The 19,494-nt window shown below is 68.9% G+C and carries 22 protein-coding genes; 18 read left to right on the forward strand and 4 right to left on the reverse strand.

Annotated features, from left to right (window positions below; genetic code table 11):
• Positions 1-10 precede the first annotated feature (10 nt).
• Genes ABDJ40_RS05100 through ABDJ40_RS05115 form a run of 4 tightly spaced genes read right to left on the reverse strand, consistent with a single transcriptional unit; the run spans position 11 to position 5,176 of the window.
• The gene (locus ABDJ40_RS05100) at positions 11-1,450 is read right to left on the reverse strand and encodes a mannose-1-phosphate guanylyltransferase/mannose-6-phosphate isomerase (protein WP_347606892.1); all 1,440 of its coding nucleotides are present in this window, start codon (positions 1,448-1,450) and stop codon (positions 11-13) included.
• A gap of 36 nt (positions 1,451-1,486) precedes the next feature.
• Entirely contained in the window at positions 1,487-2,500 is a 1,014-nt protein-coding gene (galE, locus tag ABDJ40_RS05105) for a UDP-glucose 4-epimerase GalE (RefSeq protein ID WP_347606895.1), read from the reverse strand.
• 16 nt (positions 2,501-2,516) lie between these two features.
• Entirely contained in the window at positions 2,517-3,746 is a 1,230-nt protein-coding gene (locus tag ABDJ40_RS05110; RefSeq protein WP_347606898.1) for an outer membrane beta-barrel protein, read from the reverse strand.
• A 35-nt stretch (positions 3,747-3,781) separates the two neighbouring features.
• Entirely contained in the window at positions 3,782-5,176 is a 1,395-nt protein-coding gene (locus ABDJ40_RS05115) for an undecaprenyl-phosphate glucose phosphotransferase (RefSeq protein WP_347606901.1), read from the reverse strand.
• 153 nt (positions 5,177-5,329) lie between these two features.
• On the opposite strand from ABDJ40_RS05115, the gene ABDJ40_RS05120 reads away from it, so the two are divergent.
• The 18 genes from ABDJ40_RS05120 (at position 5,330) to ABDJ40_RS05205 (ending at position 19,494) form a co-directional block, all read left to right on the forward strand.
• On the forward strand, positions 5,330-5,845 hold the full coding sequence (locus tag ABDJ40_RS05120) for a hypothetical protein (RefSeq protein ID WP_269631525.1): 516 nt from the start codon (positions 5,330-5,332) through the stop codon (positions 5,843-5,845).
• Positions 5,846-5,863: 18 nt separating this feature from the next.
• Positions 5,864-7,435, forward strand: a complete 1,572-nt coding sequence (gene ubiB, locus ABDJ40_RS05125; protein WP_347606905.1) for a ubiquinone biosynthesis regulatory protein kinase UbiB — start codon at positions 5,864-5,866, stop codon at positions 7,433-7,435.
• A gap of 123 nt (positions 7,436-7,558) precedes the next feature.
• Positions 7,559-9,034 carry a high affinity choline transporter 1 gene (locus ABDJ40_RS05130; RefSeq protein WP_347606908.1) on the forward strand — a complete coding sequence of 492 codons (1,476 nt, stop codon included), beginning with the start codon at positions 7,559-7,561 and terminating at the stop codon, positions 9,032-9,034.
• 176 nt (positions 9,035-9,210) lie between these two features.
• A complete protein-coding gene (locus tag ABDJ40_RS05135; RefSeq protein ID WP_347606911.1) occupies positions 9,211-9,543 on the forward strand; it encodes an FmdB family zinc ribbon protein in 333 nt (110 codons plus the stop codon).
• Between the two features lie 44 nt (positions 9,544-9,587).
• Complete coding sequence (locus ABDJ40_RS05140) at positions 9,588-10,232, forward strand: DUF502 domain-containing protein (RefSeq protein WP_347606914.1); 645 nt, start codon at positions 9,588-9,590, stop codon at positions 10,230-10,232.
• A 121-nt stretch (positions 10,233-10,353) separates the two neighbouring features.
• A complete protein-coding gene (aspS, locus tag ABDJ40_RS05145; RefSeq protein WP_347606917.1) occupies positions 10,354-12,150 on the forward strand; it encodes an aspartate--tRNA ligase in 1,797 nt (598 codons plus the stop codon).
• Between the two features lie 181 nt (positions 12,151-12,331).
• The gene (locus tag ABDJ40_RS05150) at positions 12,332-12,979 is read left to right on the forward strand and encodes a CPBP family intramembrane glutamic endopeptidase (protein WP_347606920.1); all 648 of its coding nucleotides are present in this window, start codon (positions 12,332-12,334) and stop codon (positions 12,977-12,979) included.
• A gap of 200 nt (positions 12,980-13,179) precedes the next feature.
• Positions 13,180-13,542, forward strand: a complete 363-nt coding sequence (locus ABDJ40_RS05155) for a DUF1761 domain-containing protein (RefSeq protein WP_347607394.1) — start codon at positions 13,180-13,182, stop codon at positions 13,540-13,542.
• Positions 13,543-13,649: 107 nt separating this feature from the next.
• On the forward strand, positions 13,650-13,910 hold the full coding sequence (locus tag ABDJ40_RS05160; protein ID WP_347606923.1) for a hypothetical protein: 261 nt from the start codon (positions 13,650-13,652) through the stop codon (positions 13,908-13,910).
• 144 nt (positions 13,911-14,054) lie between these two features.
• On the forward strand, positions 14,055-14,693 hold the full coding sequence (locus tag ABDJ40_RS05165; protein WP_347606926.1) for a GyrI-like domain-containing protein: 639 nt from the start codon (positions 14,055-14,057) through the stop codon (positions 14,691-14,693).
• A gap of 160 nt (positions 14,694-14,853) precedes the next feature.
• Entirely contained in the window at positions 14,854-15,264 is a 411-nt protein-coding gene (locus ABDJ40_RS05170) for a hypothetical protein (protein WP_347606929.1), read from the forward strand.
• 20 nt (positions 15,265-15,284) lie between these two features.
• Entirely contained in the window at positions 15,285-15,686 is a 402-nt protein-coding gene (locus ABDJ40_RS05175; protein WP_347606932.1) for a hypothetical protein, read from the forward strand.
• A gap of 175 nt (positions 15,687-15,861) precedes the next feature.
• Positions 15,862-16,617, forward strand: a complete 756-nt coding sequence (locus ABDJ40_RS05180) for a hypothetical protein (RefSeq protein ID WP_347606935.1) — start codon at positions 15,862-15,864, stop codon at positions 16,615-16,617.
• 71 nt (positions 16,618-16,688) lie between these two features.
• Entirely contained in the window at positions 16,689-16,970 is a 282-nt protein-coding gene (locus tag ABDJ40_RS05185) for a hypothetical protein (protein WP_347606938.1), read from the forward strand.
• Positions 16,971-16,974: 4 nt separating this feature from the next.
• On the forward strand, positions 16,975-17,769 hold the full coding sequence (locus ABDJ40_RS05190; protein WP_347606941.1) for a GNAT family N-acetyltransferase: 795 nt from the start codon (positions 16,975-16,977) through the stop codon (positions 17,767-17,769).
• Between the two features lie 29 nt (positions 17,770-17,798).
• Positions 17,799-18,152, forward strand: coding sequence for a hypothetical protein (locus tag ABDJ40_RS05195; RefSeq protein WP_347606944.1), 354 nt, complete (start codon positions 17,799-17,801; stop codon positions 18,150-18,152).
• A gap of 71 nt (positions 18,153-18,223) precedes the next feature.
• A complete protein-coding gene (locus tag ABDJ40_RS05200; RefSeq protein WP_347606947.1) occupies positions 18,224-19,018 on the forward strand; it encodes a CsgG/HfaB family protein in 795 nt (264 codons plus the stop codon).
• 95 nt (positions 19,019-19,113) lie between these two features.
• Positions 19,114-19,494: a tautomerase family protein gene (locus ABDJ40_RS05205; RefSeq protein WP_347606950.1), complete on the forward strand. Its 381-nt coding sequence runs from the start codon at positions 19,114-19,116 to the stop codon at positions 19,492-19,494.

The raw sequence follows: 19,494 nt of genomic DNA on the forward strand, positions 1-19,494 counted from the left end.
GGCCCCGGGCTCACTTGCGCCCGTAGCTGTCGTCGAAGCGGACGATGTCGTCCTCGCCGAGGTACGACCCGGACTGTACTTCAATGATCTCCAGCGGCACCTTGCCCGGGTTGGCCAGGCGGTGGACCTGGCCCAGCGGGATGTAGGTGCTCTGATTCTCCGACAGCAGCAGCACCTGCTCGCCATTGGTGATCTCGGCCGTGCCGGAGACCACGATCCAGTGCTCGGCGCGGTGGTGGTGCATCTGCAGGCTCAGCGAGGCGCCGGGCTTGACCATGATGCGCTTGACCTGGAAGCGCTCGCCCATGTCGATGCTGTCGTACCAGCCCCAGGGGCGGTAGACCTTGCGGTGCAGGTTCTGCTCGGCGCGCTGGCGCTCGCTGAGCTGGCTGACGATCTTCTTGACATCCTGGCTCTTGTTGCGGTCGGCCACCAGCACGGCGTCGGCGGTCTCCACGATGACGATGTTGTCCAGGCCGACGGCGCTGACCAGGCGGCTGGTGGCGTGGACCAGCGTGTTGTGGCTGTCGGTCACCAGGGCGTCGCCCACGGTGGCGTTGCCGTCGGCGTCCTTGTGCGCGACTTGCCAGACGGCGTCCCAGGCGCCCAGGTCGTTCCAGCCGGCGGCCAGCGGGACCATGTGCAGGGGGATGTCGCTGCCGGGGCAGCGCTCCATCACCGCGTAGTCCACGGACTCGGCGGGCACGGCGGCGAAGAGGGCCTTGTCCGGACGCACGAAGAGGCCGTCGGGCTGGGCGCCGGCGAAGGCGGCGCGGGTGGCCACGTCGATGTCAGGGCGGAAGCGCAGCAGGGCCTGCAGCCAGGTGCTGGCGCGCATCACGAACATGCCGCTGTTCCAGAAGTAGTCGCCTGCGGCCAGGTAGCCCTGGGCGGTGGCGAGGTCCGGCTTCTCGACGAAGCGCTCGACGCGCCAGCTGTCGCCCTCGGCCTGGCTCTTGATGTAGCCGAAGCCAGTCTCGGGACGATCCGGCGTGATGCCCAGGATCACGATGCCGCCACCGGAGGCCTGGCGCACGGCGGCCTGCAGCGCAGCAGTGAAGGCGGCTTCGTCGACCACGGTCTGATCGGCCGGGGTCACCACCAGCACCGGGTCCTGGCCCGCGGCCAGGGCCTGCAGGGCGGCCAGGCTGACGGCCGGCGCGGTGTTGCGGCCCACGGGCTCCAGCAGCACGGCGGCGGTGGCGATCTTCGCGTCGCGGAGCTGGTCCAGCACCAGGAAGCGGTGTTCCTCATTGCCCACGATGAGGGCGGGCAGGGCCTGGATGTCCGCCGCGGCCAGGCCGGCCACGCGCTGCACGGCCTGCTGGAACAGGCTCTGCGTGCCGGACAGCACCAGGAACTGCTTGGGGAAGCCGGCGCGGGACAGCGGCCACAGCCGCGTGCCGCTGCCGCCGGCCATGATGACGGGTTGAATCTGGAGAGTGCTCATGACGTTTCAGTGGATGCAGTCGGCAGGGCCTGGCGCTCAGGCCTGGAAGCCCTGGGGATTCATCGATTGCCAGCGCCAGCTGTCCTCGCACATGCGCTGCAGGTCATGCTGGGCGCGCCAGCCCAGCAGGGCCTGGGCCTGGGCCGGGTCGGCGTAGCAGGCGGCCACGTCGCCGGGGCGGCGGGCCACGATGTCGTAGGGCACGGGGCGACCGCTGGCCTGCTCGTAGGCCTTCACCAGCTCCAGGACGCTGTAGCCGCGGCCGGTGCCCAGATTGACGGTCAGCGAGCCCGGTGACTCCAGCAGGCGGCGCAGCGCGGCCACATGGCCCTCGGCAAGGTCGCAGACGTGGATGTAGTCGCGCACGCCGGTGCCGTCGGGGGTGTCGTAGTCGTCGCCGAAGACCTGCAGGCGCGCGCGGCGGCCGATGGCCACCTGGGCCACATAGGGCATGAGGTTGTTGGGCGTGCCGCGCGGGTCCTCGCCGATGCGGCCGCTCTCATGGGCGCCGACCGGGTTGAAGTAGCGCAGGCAGGCGGTCTGCCACAGGGGGTCGGAGGCGCCCAGGTCGCGCAGGATGGTCTCGCCCATCAGCTTGGTGGCGCCGTAGGGATTCACGGCGCTGACGGGCGCGTCCTCGGTCAGGGGCAGGCGCTCGGGCACGCCGTAGACGGTGGCGCTGGAACTGAACACCAGGCGGCGGCAGCCCTGGGCCTGCATGGTCTCGCACACGTTGACCAGGCCGCCGATGTTGTTGCGGTAGTAGGCCAGCGGCTGGCTGGTGGACTCGCCCACGGCCTTGAAGGCGGCGAAGTGCACGACGGCATCGGGGCGGTGGCGCTCGAAGACACCGGCCAGCGCAGGCGTGCAGATGTCCACCTGCTCGAAGACCGGCGCCCGGCCGCTGAGTTCCTTCAGCCGCTCCAGCACGACGGGCGAGCTGTTGGAGAAATTGTCGACGCCGACCACCTCGTGCCCGGCGGCCTGCAGGGCCAGCCAGGTGTGGGACGCGATGTAGCCGGCGGCGCCGGTCAGCAGGATCTTGGCCATGGGGGTGCGGGCGGGTTCAGCGAAGCATCAGCTGCGCACTGCAGCCGATGGCATTGGCGCTGTACGGCAGGGAGAACTGGGTGGAGGCGCTGCTGCGCTCCTCATGCGAGTACTGGCAGCCCAGCTGGGTGTTGCGCCACGGGGCCCAGCTGGCGCCGAGGGTCAGGACGCGGTTGTTGTCATGGCCCTCGACGGCCTGGCCCAGATTGCTGGTGTAGCGCAGTTCGCGGCGGGTGTTCAGCAGGCTGGCGTTGAGGGCGATCTTGGCTGTCAGCTCGTAGTCCAGGCTGAAGCGCAGCGAGCTGCTGCTGCGGTTGTTTTCGGTGCGCACCAGGCCGGAGAACATGCTGCTGCTGTCCAGGCCGGCGTCGCGGGCCAGCTGGGTGGAGAGCCGCAGCTTGGTGCTGGGCTGCCAGTTCCACTGCAGCGAGGCGGTGAGGCCGCTGATGTTGTTGCCCTCGCTGTGGCCGTAGGTGGTGCGGGCATGGCCCAGGCGGGCGTTGTAGCTGCTGGCGCCGCCCGGCTCCCAGTCCAGGCTCAGGCCCAGCTCCTTGCGGTCCAGGTCCTCGCCGACACCGCCGGCGACCACGCGCTCGTCGTAGCTGCCCCGGGTCAGGCGGCCGCTGAGCCCGAGGCGCAAGCCCGGCCGGGGCCGGTAGTTGAGGCCTGCGTTGCTGCTGTGCTGGCGGTAGTTGTAGGGGCTGTAGCTGGCCAGGCTGAAGCGCTCGCGCAGCCAGCCGGCGCCGCCCTCCACCTGCCAGGCGCCGCCCAGGCCGTAGCGGACCTGGGCATTGAGCTGCTCGTTGCGCTGCTCGTTGCGCTCGGCCACGCTGGGGCGGTCGCCCGGGTTGAAGGCAGCGAGCGAGCGGCTGGCACTGCCGCTCACGGTGCCGCTGAGCTTCTCGAAGGCCTCCCAGCTGTAGCCGCCGGAGAGGCTGTAGCCGCTGTTGTCCAGGGCGCTGTTGTTGCGGTAGCGCTGCTGGCGCAGGGCGGCATCCAGCACCAGGCGCTGGCGGCCGAAGGTCTGGTCGATGCCGGCCCGCAGGCTCACGCTGCCCACCCAGTCGCTGCTGTGGGGGCTGCCCTCGCTGAGCCGGTAGAGGTTGGACACATGGGTCAGCCCCGCGCCCACCCCCAGGTAGTAAGGATTCGTTTCAGCCTGCGCCGTCGGGGAGCTCAGCTGCAGCGCGAACAGGCAGGGGAGGGACGCGGCACGCAGGGCGGGTCGGATGAGGCAGGCGGGCATGGGTGGCTTTGACAGGCGTTGTCCGGGGGGTGTCTTCAATAGGCATTGCGATCGAACACCACCAGACGGATGGTGCGCGCGATGATCTGCAGGTCCAGGCCGAGCGACCAGTTGCGCAGGTACTCCAGATCGTATTCGACCCGTGCGCGCATCTTGTCCAGAGTATCGGTCTCCCCGCGCAGGCCGTTCACCTGGGCCCATCCCGTGATCCCGGGCTTGACCTTGTGCCGGACCATGTAGGCCTTGATCAGCTCGCGGTACTGCTCGTTGTGCGCCACGGCGTGCGGGCGGGGCCCGACGATGCTCATGCGGCCCTGCAGCACATTGAAGAACTGGGGCAGCTCGTCCAGCGAGGTCCGCCGCAGGAAGGCGCCGAAGGGCGTGATGCGGGGGTCGTCTCGCGTGGCCTGGCGGATCTCGTCAGCGGCCTCCATGACGCGCATGGAGCGGAACTTGTAGACCTTGATCTCGCCGCCGTCCAGGCCGTTGCGGCGCTGCTTGTAGAGCACCGGCCCGGGCGAGCTCAGCTTCACGCCCAGGGCGATCAAGCCCATCAGCGGCGCCACCATCACCAGGATGAGGCTGGCCAGCAGCAGGTCGCTGCAGCGCTTGACCAGCTCGTTGCTGCCGGTGAAGGGCGTGTCGCAGATGCCCACCACGGCCATGCCGTTGAGGTCCTGCAGCCGGCCCTGGATGATGCTGATGCCGAAGACGTCGGGCACGAAGAACAGCGAGGCCGTCGTGCCCTGCAGCTTCTCCAGCAGGGCCACGATGCGGGGCTGCGAGCCCAGGGGCAGGGTGATGTAGACCTCGCGCACATTGCGCGTGCGGATGAAGTCGGCCAGGCCGTCCAGCGTGCCCAGGTGATGGTCGCGGGCCTCGGCATGGACGCGCTCGCCGAGCCGGTCGTCGAAGAAGCCCAGCAGCTCGCGGCCGTGCGTGCCGTCCGTCTGCAGTGCGCGGGCCACCTTGGCCCCCAGGGCGCCGGCCCCCACGATCACGGCCGCGCTGCGTGCCTGCGGCCGGCGTGCCAGCCAGCGCAGCAGCCGGTGGCCCAGGCCCACGCTGGCCCATTGCAGCAGGGGCGTCAGCAGGGCCCACCAGGTCAGCACGCGGGTGTCGAAGTAGCCGAGGCTGCTCGTCGCGTAGGCGAAGGCCCAGAGGATGGCCAGCAGCACGGCCCAGGCGCTGAGGATGTCGGTGATGGCGCTGACCGGGTGGGTGGAGAAGCGGTCGCGGCCGGGGAAGGTGAGGGTGAAGACCAGCAGGCACAGCACATAGCTGGCACGGATCACCGGCTCGCCGAACCAGGCATTGACCGCCAGGAAGACGGCCACGGTGAGGCCGGGCTCCAGAAAGGCCGCGACCAGGGCCGGGACCGACTGGGGGGCGCTGTAGAAGGTTCTCTTGTAGCTGCGGTCCTCGAACATCGTGCAGGAACTCCGGTCGCCAGGCACCAGCGGTCCAGGGGCTCCTGGGCCGGCCGGCGGCCGATTCTCCCTCAAGACCCTGGTGATGGTGCGAGGGGGTCGGGTCTTGATCCCTCGCAGGCGCGGCCGGGCCGGCCTGCCTACAATCCGCCCATGATTCAAGACTGGTCGACGCTTCTCGCGCCGGCGGTGCAGGACCGCATCGCCCTCCTGCTCAACCACGTCCTCTCCCGCGAAAGCGTGGCGACGGACCGCCTGCGCCCGCACGCGGGCCGCGTGCTGCGCGTGCACCTGGCCGGCTGGCCGGCCCTGCTGCCCGCCGCGCCGGACATGCTGCTGGCCATCACGCCCGCCGGGCTCTTCGAGCGCCTGGACGGCGCACCGGAGGAGGCCCTGCGCATCGAGGTCGACGCCAGCAATCCCGCGGCCCTGGCCCTGGGGGCGCTCACCGGCGCCAAGCCCGGCGTGCAGGTGCAGGGCGACGCCGCCCTGGCCGGCGACATGAGCTGGCTGATGGACAACCTGCGCTGGGACATCGAGGACGACCTCGCCAAGCTGGTCGGCCCCATGCCCGCCCGCCAGCTGGCCCGCTGGAGCCAGGCGGCTGCCCAGGCCTGCGGCGCCCTCGCTCGGGGTGCGGCCGGGCTGATGAAGTCCCGCGGCGGCTGAGCCCAGAGACACCCCCCGATGCGCTATTTCGCCCGCCTGCTGGTCATCAGCTGGACCATCTTCAAGTACGGCCTGGACGAGCTGGCCCTGTCCGGCTTCCGCCGGCACCGGCTGCTGGGCCTGCTGCACCGCCTGGTGTCGGTGGGCCGGGCCTGGGAGCTGCCGCGCGGCGTGCGCCTGCGCCTGGCGCTTGAGCAGCTGGGCCCCATCTTCGTCAAGTTCGGCCAGGTGCTGTCCACCCGGCGCGACCTGGTCCCCGACGACATGGTCGAGGAGCTGGCCAAGCTGCAGGACCGCGTGCCGCCCTTCCCGGCGGCGCAGTCCCGTGCGCTGGTAGAGAAGGCCTTCGGCAAGCCCATCGAGGAGCTCTTCGCCACCTTCGAGGCGGAGCCCGTCGCCAGTGCCTCCATCGCCCAGGTCCATTTCGCCACGCTGAAGGATGGGCGCGAGGTCGCCGTCAAGGTGCTGCGCCCGGGCATGCTGGACATCATCGAGGATGACCTGGCCCTGCTGCGCACCCTGGCGGGCTGGGTCGAGCGCTTCTCGGCCGACGGCCGGCGCCTGAAGCCGCGCGAGGTGGTGGCCGAGTTCAACAACTACCTGCACGACGAGCTGGACCTGGTCCGCGAGGCCGCCAACGCCACCCAGCTGCGCCGCAACATGGACGGCCTGGGCCTGGTCCTCGTGCCGGAAATGATCTGGGAGCTCTGCACCCAGCAGGTCATCGTGATGCAGCGCATGCACGGCGTGCCCATCTCGCAGATCCAGCGCCTGCGCGAGGCGGGGGTGGACATCCCCAAGCTGGCACGCGACGGCGTCACCATCTTCTTCACCCAGGTCTTCCGCGACGGCTTCTTCCACGCGGACATGCACCCGGGCAACATCCAGGTGAGCCTGGATCCTGCCACCTTCGGGCGCTACATCGCGCTGGACTTCGGCATCATCGGCACGCTCACCGAGGTCGACAAGGAATACCTGGCGCAGAACTTCATCGCCTTCTTCCGCCGCGACTACAAGCGTGTGGCCGAGCTGCACATCGAGTCCGGCTGGGTGCCGCCCAACACGCGGGTCGACGAACTCGAAGGCGCGGTGCGCGCCGTCTGCGAGCCCCATTTCGACCGGCCGCTGAAGGACATCTCCCTGGGTCAGGTGCTGATGCGCCTGTTCCAGACCTCGCGCCGCTTCAACGTCGAGATCCAGCCCCAGCTGGTGCTGCTGCAGAAGACCCTGCTCAACATCGAGGGCCTGGGCCGCCAGCTGGACCCCGAGCTGGACCTCTGGGCCACGGCCAAGCCCTTCCTGGAGCGCTGGATGAACGAGCAGGTGGGCTGGCGCGCCCTGCTCAACGGCATCAAGAAGGAAGCGCCGCGCTATGCCCAGTTCTTCCCCGAGTTCCCGCGCCTGCTGCACGACGCCCTGAAGCGCCAGGGCCAGTCCCATGACGAGACGGCCCTGCTGCGGGCGATGCTGGTGGAGCAGCGGCGCACCAACCGTCTGCTGATGGGCTTTCTGCTGGCCCTGGGCGGCTTCGTGCTGGGCCTGCTGGCCACGCCCTGGCTGATGCGCTTCTGGACTTCCCTGATGCATTGAAGCCGGGGGGCGATTTCGCCTCCGGCTCGCGGATAATGCGCGCTTTTGAGCGCCGATCCGCCCGTGTCCGGCGCGCCCCGCCACCCCATTGCTTTGCCACGCCCTTCAGCCGGGGCCTCTGACATGAACACCACGCTGATCGTCTTTGTCGTGCTCTACCTGCTGGGCACCCTGGCCCTGGGCGTCTGGGCCGGCACCCGCATCAAGAACACCAGCGACTTCGCCATTGCCGGGCGCAGCCTGCCGCTGATCATGGTCATCACGACCACCTTCGCGACCTGGTTCGGTGCCGAGACGGTGATGGGCATCCCGGCCAAGTTCGTGCAGGGGGGGCTCAATGCCATCGTGGAGGATCCCTTCGGCGCTGGCACCTGCCTGATCCTGGTGGGCGCCTTCTTCGCCACCAAGCTGTACCGCCAGAACCTGCTGACCATCGGCGACTTCTACCGCCAGCGCTACGGCAAGGGCGTGGAGGTGTTCTGCTCCAGCGCCATCATCCTGAGCTACCTGGGCTGGGTGGCCGCGCAGATCACCGCCCTGGGCCTGGTGTTCTCGGTGCTGACCAACGGCGCCATGAGCGAGACCGCCGGCATGATCGTCGGCACCCTGGCCGTGCTGATCTACGTGGTGATCGGCGGCTTCCTGGCCGTGGCCTGGACGGACTTCATCCAGATGATCGTGCTGGTGGTGGGGCTGTCGGTCATCGCCGTGTTCTCGGCCGACCTCGCCGGCGGCGCCGACAAGGTGCTGGACCTGGCCCGCAGCAAGGACCTGTTCAAGTTCATGCCGGAGCCCAAGTTCATCGATGTGGCGATGTTCATCGGCGCGGCCGTGACCATGATGCTGGGCTCCATCCCGCAGCAGGACGTGTTCCAGCGCGTGATGTCCGCCAAGGACGAGAAGACCGCCCGCAACGGCGCCATGATCGGCGGCTTCAGCTACATCCTCTTCGCCGCCGTGCCCATGTTCATCGTGGCCAGCGCCGTGGTGGTGATGGGCCAGCAGGCCCTGGACATCGCCCGCGACGACTACCAGAAGCTGCTGCCCATGTTCGTGCTGGAGCGCATGCCCCTGGTGATGCAGATCCTCTTCTTCGGCGCGCTGCTGTCGGCCATCAAGAGCACGTCCTCGGCCACGCTGCTGGCGCCCTCGACGAGCTTTGTCGAGAACATCCTCAAGAACTTGCGCCCGCACATGGGGGACCGGCAGCAGCTGCTGTCGATGCGCGTGACCATCGTCATCTTTGCGGGCCTGGTGCTGGCCTACGCCATCGCGATGAAGGGCACCTCGATCTACGAGCTGGTCTCCTCGGCCTACCAGGTGACGCTGGTGGGCGCTTTCGTGCCCCTGGTCTTCGGCCTCTACTGGAGCCGTGCGACGACCCAGGGCGCGATCTTCTCGCTGGTGGGCGGCATCGGCGTGTGGATCGCCTTCCTGCCCCAGGTGAGCCTGCTGGGCGAGTTCTTCCCGGGCCAGCTGGCCGGCCTGCTGACGGGCGTGGTGGCCATGGTCTTCGGCTCCCTGGCCCCGCAGTGGCTGAAGAACCGCCACGAGCACAAGCGCCACGTCAAGGGCCTGCCGGACGAGGCCCAGGCTTGAGCCGGGCGGCGCCGGTCGCGCGCCGCCGGGTGCTGTTTCGTGGGCCGAACGGCCCCTTGAAACCGCGGCAAAGGCCCGCATCTGGGCCCTGCGAACGGGCTCCGGGCCCGCCGCCAGGGTGGGGGCGCTGGTCGACCCCTATAATTTCGCCTTTTCGATCAACAGCTTAGAACATCATGCCGATCTACGCTTACCGCTGTGGTTCATGCGGTCACGCCAAGGACGTGCTGCAAAAGCTCTCTGACGCACCGCTGAGCACCTGCCCGGCCTGTGGGGCCGAGACCTTCCAGAAGCAGATCACCGCAGCCGGCTTCCAGCTCAAGGGCTCGGGCTGGTATGTGACCGACTTCAAGGGTGGCAGCGGCGGCAGTTCCGCCGCCGCCACCGCCGCTTCAGCCGGCGCTGCAGCCCCGGCCGCCGCCGAAGCCGCCAGCAGCGGCGGCAGCAGCGACAGCGCCTCGGCCAGCAGCGGCGGCACGCCCTGCGGCGGCTCCTGCGCCTGCCACTGAGCCTTCATCCGGATCCGCCCCAGCACCTCATCACAGGGAACCCAGTGAGAAAGTACATCATCGCCGGCCTTCTGGTCTGGCTGCCTCTGGCGATCACCTTGTGGGTCCTGAACCAGGTCCTGGGGGTCGTCAACGGCGTCTTTCATTCGCTGCTGGGCGCCCTGGCGCTGGTCATGCCGGCCAGCCTGCGGGACAACATCCTGGGCCTGGGCAACATCCCGGGCCTGGGCGTGCTGATCCTGGCCCTGGCGCTCTTCCTGACCGGCATGTTCGTGGCGAACATGTTCGGCCAGTGGTGGCTGCGCCAGTGGGACAAGCTGCTGTCCAGCATCCCCATCGTCAAGAGCATCTACAGCTCGGTCAAGCAGGTCTCCGACACGCTGTTCTCCAGCAGCGGCAACGCCTTCCGCGAGGCCGTGCTGGTGCAGTACCCGCGCGAGGGGTCCTGGACCATCGCCTTCGTGACCGGCCAGCCCGGCGGCGAGGTGGCCCAGCATCTTCCTGGCGAGCACCTGAGCCTCTACGTCCCGACCACGCCCAACCCGACCTCGGGCTTCTTCCTGATGGTCTCGCGGGATCAGGTCCGGCCGCTGGCCATGAGCGTGGACGAGGCGCTCAAGTACATCATCTCCATGGGTGTTGTGGCGCCGGCCGCCACCGAGCCCAATGGGCGAAATCAACCGGGTTGAGCACCGGGCATGTGCTCAATCCTCAGGGCCTGAGGCCCCCCAGCGCCAATACCCCCACATCTGCAGGCTGCGCGCCCCTTGAGCGCCGCGGCCGCCATCCAAGAATCTCCGGAGAACTTCTATGCGTACCTGCTATGCCGGCCAAGTCAGCGAAAAGCTGCTCGACCAGACCGTGACCCTGATGGGCTGGGCCCACCGTCGCCGCGACCACGGCGGCGTGATCTTCATCGACCTGCGTGACCGCGAAGGCCTGGTCCAGATCGTCTGCGACCCGGACCGCCCCGAGATGTTCAAGACCGCGGAAGGCGTGCGCAACGAGTTCTGCCTGAAGATCGTCGGCAAGGTCCGCGCCCGCCCGGCCGGCACCGAGAACGCCGGTCTCGTGAGCGGCAAGGTGGAAGTGCTGTGCCATGAGCTGGAAGTGCTGAACCCCAGCGTCACGCCTCCCTTCCAGCTGGACGACGAAAACCTGTCCGAGACCACGCGCCTCACGCACCGCGTGCTGGACCTGCGCCGCCCCTACATGCAGAACAACCTGAAGCTGCGCTACCGCGTGGCCATGGAGTGCCGCAAGTACCTGGACGAGCAGGGCTTCATCGACATCGAGACCCCCATGCTCACCAAGAGCACGCCCGAAGGCGCGCGCGACTACCTCGTGCCCAGCCGCGTGCACGACGGCATGTTCTTCGCGCTGCCGCAGTCGCCCCAGCTCTTCAAGCAGCTGCTGATGGTGGCCGGCTACGACCGCTACTACCAGATCACCAAGTGCTTCCGTGACGAGGACCTGCGCGCCGACCGCCAGCCCGAGTTCACCCAGATCGATATCGAGACCTCCTTCCTGACCGAAGAGGAAATCCGCTCGATGTTCGAAGGCATGATCCGCCACGTCTTCAAGAAGGCGATGGACGTGGAGCTGGGCGACTACCCGGTGATGAAGTACGCGGATGCCATGCACCGCTTCGGCTCCGACAAGCCTGACCTGCGCGTCAAGCTCGAGTTCACCGAGCTGACCGACGTCATGGGCGACGTCGACTTCAAGGTCTTCTCCACCCCCGCCACCACCCCCGGCGGCCGCGTGGTGGCCCTGCGCGTGCCCGGCGGTGCCGAGCTCTCGCGCGGTGACATCGACAGCTATACCGAGTTCGTCAAGATCTACGGCGCCAAGGGCCTGGCCTGGATCAAGGTCAACGAGGTGGCCAAGGGCCGCGAAGGCCTGCAGTCCCCCATCGTCAAGAACCTGCACGACGCCGCCATCCAGGCCATCCTGACGCGCACGGGCGCCCAGGACGGCGACATCCTCTTCTTCGGCGCCGACAAGGCGAAGGTCGTCAACGACGCCATCGGTGCCCTGCGCCTGAAGGTGGGCCACAGCGAGTTCGCCAAGTCCAAGGGTCTGTTCGAGGACCGCTGGGCGCCGCTGTGGGTGGTCGACTTCCCGATGTTCGAGCACGACGAAGACGAGAAGCGCTGGAACGCCGTGCACCACCCCTTCACCGCCCCCAAGGACGGCCACGAGGACTACATGGCCACGGACCCGGGCAAGTGCGTCGCCAAGGCCTACGACATGGTCCTGAACGGCTGGGAGCTGGGCGGCGGCTCGGTGCGTATCCACCGCGCTGAAGTGCAGGCCAAGGTCTTCGAGGCCCTCAACATCACGCCGGAAGAGCAGCGCATCAAGTTCGGCTTCCTGCTGGACGCTCTGCAGTACGGCGCGCCCCCGCACGGCGGCCTGGCCTTCGGCCTGGACCGCCTGGTGACGCTGATGACCAAGGCCGAGTCCATCCGCGACGTGATCGCCTTCCCCAAGACCCAGCGCGCCCAGTGCCTGCTGACGGGTGCACCGAGCAACGTCGACGAGAAGCAGCTGCGCGAGCTGCACATCCGTCTGCGCAATGCGGCGGCGGCCACGGGGGCTTGATCGGAGCGGAGGCAAGCACCGCTTCCTTCGCATGCAAAGGGCAGCCTAGGCTGCCCTTTTTCATGGCTCGATCTGCTCTTCATTCTTCGGCAGCCATGGCGTCCAAGAAGCCGGCACTGATGCATCGCGTCACGCCCGCCCGCACGGTTTGCTCGGAACGCTTACACCCTTGAGAACTGCTTTGTCCAAGTCAACCTTGACGATTCGCGAGGCGGTGACCGTCTCGGCGATTTGCTTCGGCCTGTTCATCTTCTGGTCCACTCAGGCCGTTTTGGGGGGCTTTCCGGAGGCCAAGTTCACCGACGCCGGCAATGTCTGGATGGTGATCGTCGAGGCCATTCTGGCCCTGACCGCCTTGTTGTATCTGCGCGCCCGGCGCTTCGACGTGCAACTGCTGACCCTGCGTCCGGATATCGGGGGAACGCTGCTGGGCCTGGCGCTGTTCGCTGCGACCTGGCTGATGGGCATCGTGGTCACCACACCCTTCGTGAGCGACGGCCAGGCTTCGTCGGTGGCGGAGTTCTCCTTCAGCGGCGTTTCGCTTGGCGCCACCATTCTCCTGGCCATGGTGAATGGTGCCTTCGAGGAGGTGTTTCTCCTCGTGGTTCTGGTGCGAGGACTTCGGGGCTACGGGTTTTCAATCGCAGTCGGCCTGCCCTTGCTGGTGCGCCTTCTGTATCACCTGTACCAGGGGCCGCTTGGCGTCGTGTGGATTCTGGCCTTCGGTCTCGCTGCTGCGCTCTTCTACATTCGAAGCGGCCGCCTATGGCCTGTAGTGTTCGCGCACATGCTCTGGGACATCGTGCCCGTGGTCTTGTCCAAAACCTGAGCAGATCGAGTCGCGAGGAGGACGATAGGGCAAGCAAGACCTGCCCCCATGCAAATCCTCAAGGTACCAGGCAGGAACGGCGCCACAATTCGCGGCAAGGCCCGGCCTGCAATCTCAGCCTGCACAAGGATAGGGCGCCTCTTTAGGAACACGATCCAATCAACGGGACTCAAGGAGATCACCTGAACCTCTGGGCCATTCTGCTCGCCGCTGTCTCCAGCTTCTTTCTCGGTGGACTCTGGTACTCGCCGGTCCTGTTCGGCCGGGCCTGGAACGCCGAGAACGGCGGGGAGAAGCCGCCCGGGCATCCGGCCAAGGTCTTCGGCATCAGCTTCCTGTTCTCCCTGCTGTCCGCTGCGGCCTTCGCAGCCTGGCTCGGTGCCGCGCCGGCGCTGGAGAGCGCGTTGAAGGCCGGGGCCCTGGTCGGCTTTGGCTTCGTCGCTGCGAGCTTCGGCATCAACTACCAGTTTGCTCAGCGCTCCTTCAAGCTCTGGCTGATCGACGGCGGCTATCACACGGTGCAGTTCCTGCTCTTTGGCGTGATCCTGGGGCTGTGGCATTGAAGCCGGTCAGGCTGCCGGAAGGCGGGCAGGCCGACCCCGCCCTCGGACCCCGCGCCCGCCCTGTGCACGAGTCAGCGCAGGCGGCCCCCGTCGATCCAGGGCCCGCCGTGCCAGGGGAAGAGGAGGGCACCAGCGAGCCCAACCCCCGCGCCGTGAAGTGCGGCCGCGGGGTCCTGTGCACCGTGGGGGCGATGTGCCTTGCCGTGGCCGGCGTCCATGCCCATTCCGATCCGCAGGGGCAGGTGCTGCTGACGGCCGTCGTGCTCGGCGCGGGCCTGGTCTGCGTGTGGCTGGGCCTGGCCTTGGCGCCGCGGGCGGTGGCCCATGTGGGCTTCTGGCTGCCTTTGCTGCTGCCAGGGGACGACTAGGGGCGGGCGCCGCGCGGCCGTTGGCCGTATCCCGGGCACTTGCGCACGGTGGGCGGCTCGCCTCCAGTGGGGGCGCTAACATCCAGGCGCCGCGGACGATCGCGACGTCGCGAATGCCGGTCCGGCCCCTTCCAGGACGCCCCCATGCAGAAGATCGACCTCAAGAAGGAATTGAAGCACCTCTACCAGCCCTCCGCCCGGGAGGTGGTCCAGGTGGACGTACCGACCCTGCGCTACCTGATGTTCGACGGCGAGGGCAATCCCAACACCTCGCAGGACTACGCCCAGGGCGTGGAGGCGCTGTTCGCCGTGTCCTACACCGCGAAGTTCATGGTGAAGAAGGGGCCTCAGGCCCTGGACTACGCCGTCATGCCGCTCGAGGGGCTCTGGTGGGCGCACGACATGTCCAGCTTCGTCACCGGCGACAAATCGCAATGGAAGTGGACGATGATGATCCTGCAGCCGGACTTCGTGGGCGACGACGTCATCGAGGCCGCACGGGCCGAGGTGAGGCGCAAGAAGCGCCTGGCGGCGGTCGACCGGCTCCGCCTCGAGCCCTTCTCGGAGGGGCGCTGTGCCCAGGTGCTTCACATCGGGCCGTTCTCGGAGGAGGGGCCGACCATCGAGCGCCTCCATGACTTCATCGACGCCCGCACCGGGCGCGCCGGCAAGCACCACGAGATCTACCTCAGCGACATCCGGCGCGCCGATCCGGCGAAATGGAAGACCATCATTCGCCACCCGATGCAGGCGCCCGGCGGCCGCGCAGCATCGGCGTCATAGAATGCCAGCGGCTTGCGCTGGCTGACCTTTTGCTTGACCTTTTGCTTGACCTTTTGCTTGACCTTCTGGCTGAGGTTTTGGAGGACGGCCGATGAGGACCACACCCGATGCGGGACGCAGCCGAGACGAGCACCAACACTTTCAGCCGGGGAGCGCCGTGATGAGCCGAGAAGCAAGACTGGCCTGTGGATGCCTGCTCCTGATCGTGGCAGGGCTGGTCAGCTTCCTGGCCAGCACCTCTGAGAAGTCGACCCTCCATCCGCTGACCATCGTTGCGGTGTTCGGCCTGCCTGGCCTGCTGCTGCTGGTCACGGGCATCCTGCCGGATCGCCGCAAGCGCCAGGCCCTGCAGTTCTCCGCGGCGCGCCTGCTGGGCGGGCTGGCCATCAGCGCGGCCGGGCTCCTGCTCGTCTACCTCTTCTACAACGTGCTGCACGTGATGCCGCGCATCCTGCTGATCGGCGCCTTCCTCGCGGTGCCGGTGGGCGTGCTCTTCGCGGCCTCCTGCTGGACGGAGATGGACGCGCCTCGGCGCGCCCATCTGGGCCGCAGCACCCGGGCGGACGCCTGAGGCCTGCCCGGTCGGCCGCCATGCCAGCGCCCGCATTTCCCTGGCGGGCCGTGCTGCTGGCACCGCTCGCCAGCGTGCCGGTGGTGGTGTTGGCGGGGCTGGGAAGCTCCGATGCGGGCCTGGCATCGGACCTGGGCTGGGGTCTCTTCTTTGGCCTCGTCGTCGGTCTGCCCGGTGCCTATGTGGGCATGCTGCTCCTCGGCATCCCCGCCTATTTCGCGCTGACCCGGCTCGGCCTGGTCCGGCTGTGGACGTTCTCTGGGGCGGGGGCCATGGCGGCGCTGCTGCTGGGCGGGCAGACCTCAGCTCGCATCACGCTGATGCTGATGCTGGCCGGGGCGCTTGTGGGGGCCGTGGCCTACTGGCTGCTGCCGGACGATGGGCCCGTGCCGCAGGGGCAAGACCTGCCCCCTTCGACCTGACGTCGCCCGTCCGACGCGCTGAGCCCTCGGGGCAGCCAGACTCCGTCAGAGGGATCTCCAGGACCTTGCTATCACCCTTCGGGAGGGCAGCCATCGCGAGGCCGTTCGCCCACAATCCGGCCTCCTGCCAGGCTGCCCGCGCCGCCGGCGACAGCCTCTAGCTCTTGCATCGCCCGTGTTCAAGTCCCTCATTGCCAGAATCTCCGGCCGGCAGCGCCAGGCGCCCGCGAAGCCGTCTCAGCCACCCCTGGATCCCGCCAGTCAGGCCCTGCGCCTGATGATCGAGGAACAGCGCAAGACAGACCCGCTGATCGGCGCCCAGCTGGGCGGCCGGGAGGTGTTCCAGCGCCTCCTGAAGGGCATGAACGACGAGCGGGGCGTGCACTTCGAATCCCCGCTGTGCGCGCTGGGCGCCTTGGCGGGCTATGCCTGCCAGGCCCAGCTGCGCGCGCAGGCACAGGCCAAGGGCCTGCCCGAGACGGCAGCGCTGATGACGGTCACCGCTGCCAACGGAAGGCACTACTTCTTCGGGGATGCGCTGAACCAGGCGCTGGCGGAGTCGAAGCATTCCGTCTGGAGCCTGGCGGCGGGCGCGGCCCAGCATCACGGCTGCACCCGGCTCCCCGACATCTCGGCCCTCTTCACCCACGTCTCGCAGACGGTCGGCACGGAGGCCTTCGGCATTCCCCGTTTCCCCGACGGCCACAACGCGGGCGACCTCCCGGTCAATTACGTGAAGGCGCTGTGGCCGGCCCTGCTGCCGGTGGTGACCCTGTATTGCAAGGAGCCGTCCGAGTGGCCCCTGCTGTTCGGTGCGGCCCTCCAGCAGGCCCTGGACGCCGGCCAGCAGGTGCTCAGCCTGGAGCTCGCCCTGCAGATCATCATGGAGGCGGCGGTGCCCATGTCCAAGGTGGACCTGGCGGCGGCATGAAGGGCTCTGCCGCACAATTGCGAGCGTCTGCTGGAGCTACGGCCCAGCGCTGGGACCCCGTGAGGCGCCTGATGAAACGACTCTCCATTGCCTCCCTGCTGCTTGCAGCCTTGATCCTGCCGGAGGCCCTGTTCCTCGGGCTGTGGCTTCGCTGCCATGCGGGCATCGCCGCTGCGGCGCTCGCGGGCATCGCCGCGGGCTGGGCCTTGAACGTGGGCTGGGCACTTGCCTCGGAGCACGGCGCACCGGCGCAGGAGGCCGGCAACACCGTCTCCATCGCGCTGCGATTCGGCTGGGCCTGCCCGGCCGTGCTGGTGCTGCTGGCCTGGCTGGCGGCGCGCCTGCTGGCCTGAGGCGATGAATTCGCCTCCCGCCGCCATGTCGCACGCCACGCTGCTGGACACCCTCGCCGCCGCCGAGCTGGCCTTTGCCCATTTCAACGCCCATCGGACCAGCGCCGCCGAGGGGGGCACCATCGCCCTGGGCGGCAGCCCCCACTGGCGGTGGCTGGCCGACGCCTCGCGCCCGGCGAGTGCCTACTACAGCCGCGCCATCGCCCGGCATGCGGGCCAGCTGCCCGCAGAGGCGCTGGCCGAGCTGCCGACGGCGCTCGCGGCCGTGGAGCTGCGGCCCTCGGAGGTCCGGCCGGACTTCACCGCAGCACTGCAGGCCGCCGGGTTTCGCCCCGAGGGCGCGCTGTGCTATCTCGCCGGGCGGCCGCCCCCCGAGCGGCTCGTGCCCGCGCACCCGGTCCGCCGCCTGACCGGCAGCGAGACGCCGCTGTGCTTTGACCTGCTGGAGAGCGCGGGCACGCCCTTCCCACCGGCACGCCGGTCGGCCAAGCAGCGCTACTACTGCAGCGACGCGTTCCAGTTCTTCATCGCCACGGAGCCCGCCGGGGCAGTGCTGGGCTGGAGCACGCTGTTCCTCGACGGCGGCACCGCGTTCCTGGGCAATGCCTTCACCCGCCCCCAGGCGCGCGGCCGCGGCGTCCATGCGGCGCTCCTGGCCGCACGCCTGAACGCGGCGGCACAGGCAGGGGTCGAGCGGGTCTTCACCGATGTCGAGCCTGGCTCGCAGAGCCAGGCGAACTGCGAACGCCTGGGGCTGCGCACCGTCACCATCAACACGCTCTGGCTGCGTCAGGCCTGACCCGGTGCCTCTGGCCACTCGAGCGACCCATGCCTCCCACCTTCCTGCTCATCCTGCTCGCGCTGCTGTCCGCGGCCCTGTCGCCGCCGGTGCTCGCGGGCCTGCTGATCGCCCTGCTGTCCCCGCGCTGGCGGCGCCTCGCGGGCCGGGTCCTGGGCCTGGCCCTGCTGGCGGGCGGACTCGTCGACGCGCTGTGCCGTCTGGCCGGCCTGGGCGGCGAGGGGTGGCTGGGCTTTGTGGATGGCCCCTTCGTTGCCGCCTGCGCGGTGTTCACGGCCTGGGCGGTGCTCCACGTCGGCCTACTGCTGCTCGGGGAGTGGCGGCGTCGGCGCGCCGTCGAAGTTGTTTCGCCCCCGATCCCCGGGGGAACAAACATTTGGTAAAGAATTTCACCGTGCCGCTACCCGAGAATCTGCGGCCAGACCCATAACAAGCCACCCCGAGGAGTTCCCGCATGACCCCCCGTCACCTGTCCACCCTGGCCCTTCTGCTGCTGCTGGCCGCCTGCGGCAAGCAGGGCGCCAAGCTGGGCGAAGGCAGCTCCGAGATCACCGGCTCGGCCGGCGCCGCCGGCGCGCACCAGGCCAGCAAGGAGCTGGTGAAGTGCGACGCCCCGGTGGCCACGCTGGCCCTGGTCGAGAACCCCAATGGCTACACCCTGTCCGGCAGCTACGGCCTGCCCAGCTCGCCGGTGCCCCTGATCCGCCTGCTGGCCCAGCAGAGTGGCTGCTTCCGCGTGGTGGACCGCTCGGCGGGCCTGAAGGCCACGATCAAGGAACAGGAACTGAAGGACGCCGGCATCCTGCGCCAGGAGGGCAACACGGTGCACAAGGGTCGTGGCTACGAGGCCCAGTACAGCCTGACGCCCAGCCTGACCTTCAGCGAGCAGAACGCCGGCCGTGAGGTGGGCGGCCTGATGGCGCAGATCCCGGTGCTCAACAAGTTCGTGGCCGCCGCCGAGCAGGTCAAGCTGAAGGAAGCCCAGGTGGCCCTGCTGCTGACTGACAACGAGACCACCGAACAGCTCGCCGCCGCCACCGGCTCCGTGCGGGTGACGGACCTCGGCATGGGCGGCCTGGTGGTCGGCAAGCTGGGCGGCGCGGGCGGTGCCGGCTGGGCCAACAGCAACGAGGGCAAGGTGATCGCCGCGGCCTTCCTGGACGCCCACAACAAGCTGGTCGTGCAGGTGCGCGAGCTCGCCGCCAAGGACCTGCCGCCGCCGGTGGCCACCAAGCACGGCAAGACCTGACCCCGGCCGGGGCCTTGTCCCCGCTGCCGGTATGGCGTCGAGGGCCGGCCCACAATGGTGGCGCGGGCTCCCGTGCAGGGCCCTGGGAGGATGACATGCCCCTGGTCACCATCACTGTCCAAGCGCCCAAGTCTCCGGAGTTCAAGCGCAAGGCCCTGGACGCCGTCCATGCCGCCCTGGTCGCCGTGGGCGTGCCCGAGGCGGACCGGTTCCAGCGCGTGCTGGAGCTGCCGCCCGAGGACTTCGTCTTCGATGCCCACTACCCCGACACCGCCCGCCCGCGCGGCCCGGACTTCGTGCTGGTCGAGCTGCTGTGGTCCGTGGGCCGCAGCGTCAAGGTCAAGCGGCAGATGCTGGCCGAGCTGGTCCGGCTGTGGGAGGCCGCGGGCCTGGACGCCGAGCAGCTGATGCTGGTCATCAAGGAGACGCGGTGGGAGAACTGGTCCTTTGCGGGCGGTCGATTGCTGCACACCTGA

The sequence above is a fragment of the Roseateles flavus genome, assembly GCF_039872765.1.
In the GTDB taxonomy this organism is placed as follows: domain Bacteria; phylum Pseudomonadota; class Gammaproteobacteria; order Burkholderiales; family Burkholderiaceae_C; genus Roseateles_B; species Roseateles_B flavus.

Excerpts from the sequence above, each read along its gene's own strand:
- ABDJ40_RS05100 (WP_347606892.1), bottom strand. The coding sequence starts at position 1,450 with ATGAGCACTCTCCAGATTCAACCCGTCATCATGGCCGGCGGCAGCGGC.
- galE (WP_347606895.1), bottom strand. The coding sequence starts at position 2,500 with ATGGCCAAGATCCTGCTGACCGGCGCCGCCGGCTACATCGCGTCCCAC.
- ABDJ40_RS05110 (WP_347606898.1), bottom strand. The coding sequence starts at position 3,746 with ATGCCCGCCTGCCTCATCCGACCCGCCCTGCGTGCCGCGTCCCTCCCC.
- ABDJ40_RS05115 (WP_347606901.1), bottom strand. The coding sequence starts at position 5,176 with ATGTTCGAGGACCGCAGCTACAAGAGAACCTTCTACAGCGCCCCCCAG.
- ABDJ40_RS05120 (WP_269631525.1), top strand. The coding sequence starts at position 5,330 with ATGATTCAAGACTGGTCGACGCTTCTCGCGCCGGCGGTGCAGGACCGC.
- ubiB (WP_347606905.1), top strand. The coding sequence starts at position 5,864 with ATGCGCTATTTCGCCCGCCTGCTGGTCATCAGCTGGACCATCTTCAAG.
- ABDJ40_RS05130 (WP_347606908.1), top strand. The coding sequence starts at position 7,559 with ATGAACACCACGCTGATCGTCTTTGTCGTGCTCTACCTGCTGGGCACC.
- ABDJ40_RS05135 (WP_347606911.1), top strand. The coding sequence starts at position 9,211 with ATGCCGATCTACGCTTACCGCTGTGGTTCATGCGGTCACGCCAAGGAC.
- aspS (WP_347606917.1), top strand. The coding sequence starts at position 10,354 with ATGCGTACCTGCTATGCCGGCCAAGTCAGCGAAAAGCTGCTCGACCAG.
- ABDJ40_RS05165 (WP_347606926.1), top strand. The coding sequence starts at position 14,055 with ATGCAGAAGATCGACCTCAAGAAGGAATTGAAGCACCTCTACCAGCCC.
- ABDJ40_RS05170 (WP_347606929.1), top strand. The coding sequence starts at position 14,854 with ATGAGCCGAGAAGCAAGACTGGCCTGTGGATGCCTGCTCCTGATCGTG.
- ABDJ40_RS05175 (WP_347606932.1), top strand. The coding sequence starts at position 15,285 with ATGCCAGCGCCCGCATTTCCCTGGCGGGCCGTGCTGCTGGCACCGCTC.
- ABDJ40_RS05185 (WP_347606938.1), top strand. The coding sequence starts at position 16,689 with ATGAAACGACTCTCCATTGCCTCCCTGCTGCTTGCAGCCTTGATCCTG.
- ABDJ40_RS05190 (WP_347606941.1), top strand. The coding sequence starts at position 16,975 with ATGAATTCGCCTCCCGCCGCCATGTCGCACGCCACGCTGCTGGACACC.
- ABDJ40_RS05195 (WP_347606944.1), top strand. The coding sequence starts at position 17,799 with ATGCCTCCCACCTTCCTGCTCATCCTGCTCGCGCTGCTGTCCGCGGCC.
- ABDJ40_RS05200 (WP_347606947.1), top strand. The coding sequence starts at position 18,224 with ATGACCCCCCGTCACCTGTCCACCCTGGCCCTTCTGCTGCTGCTGGCC.
- ABDJ40_RS05205 (WP_347606950.1), top strand. The coding sequence starts at position 19,114 with ATGCCCCTGGTCACCATCACTGTCCAAGCGCCCAAGTCTCCGGAGTTC.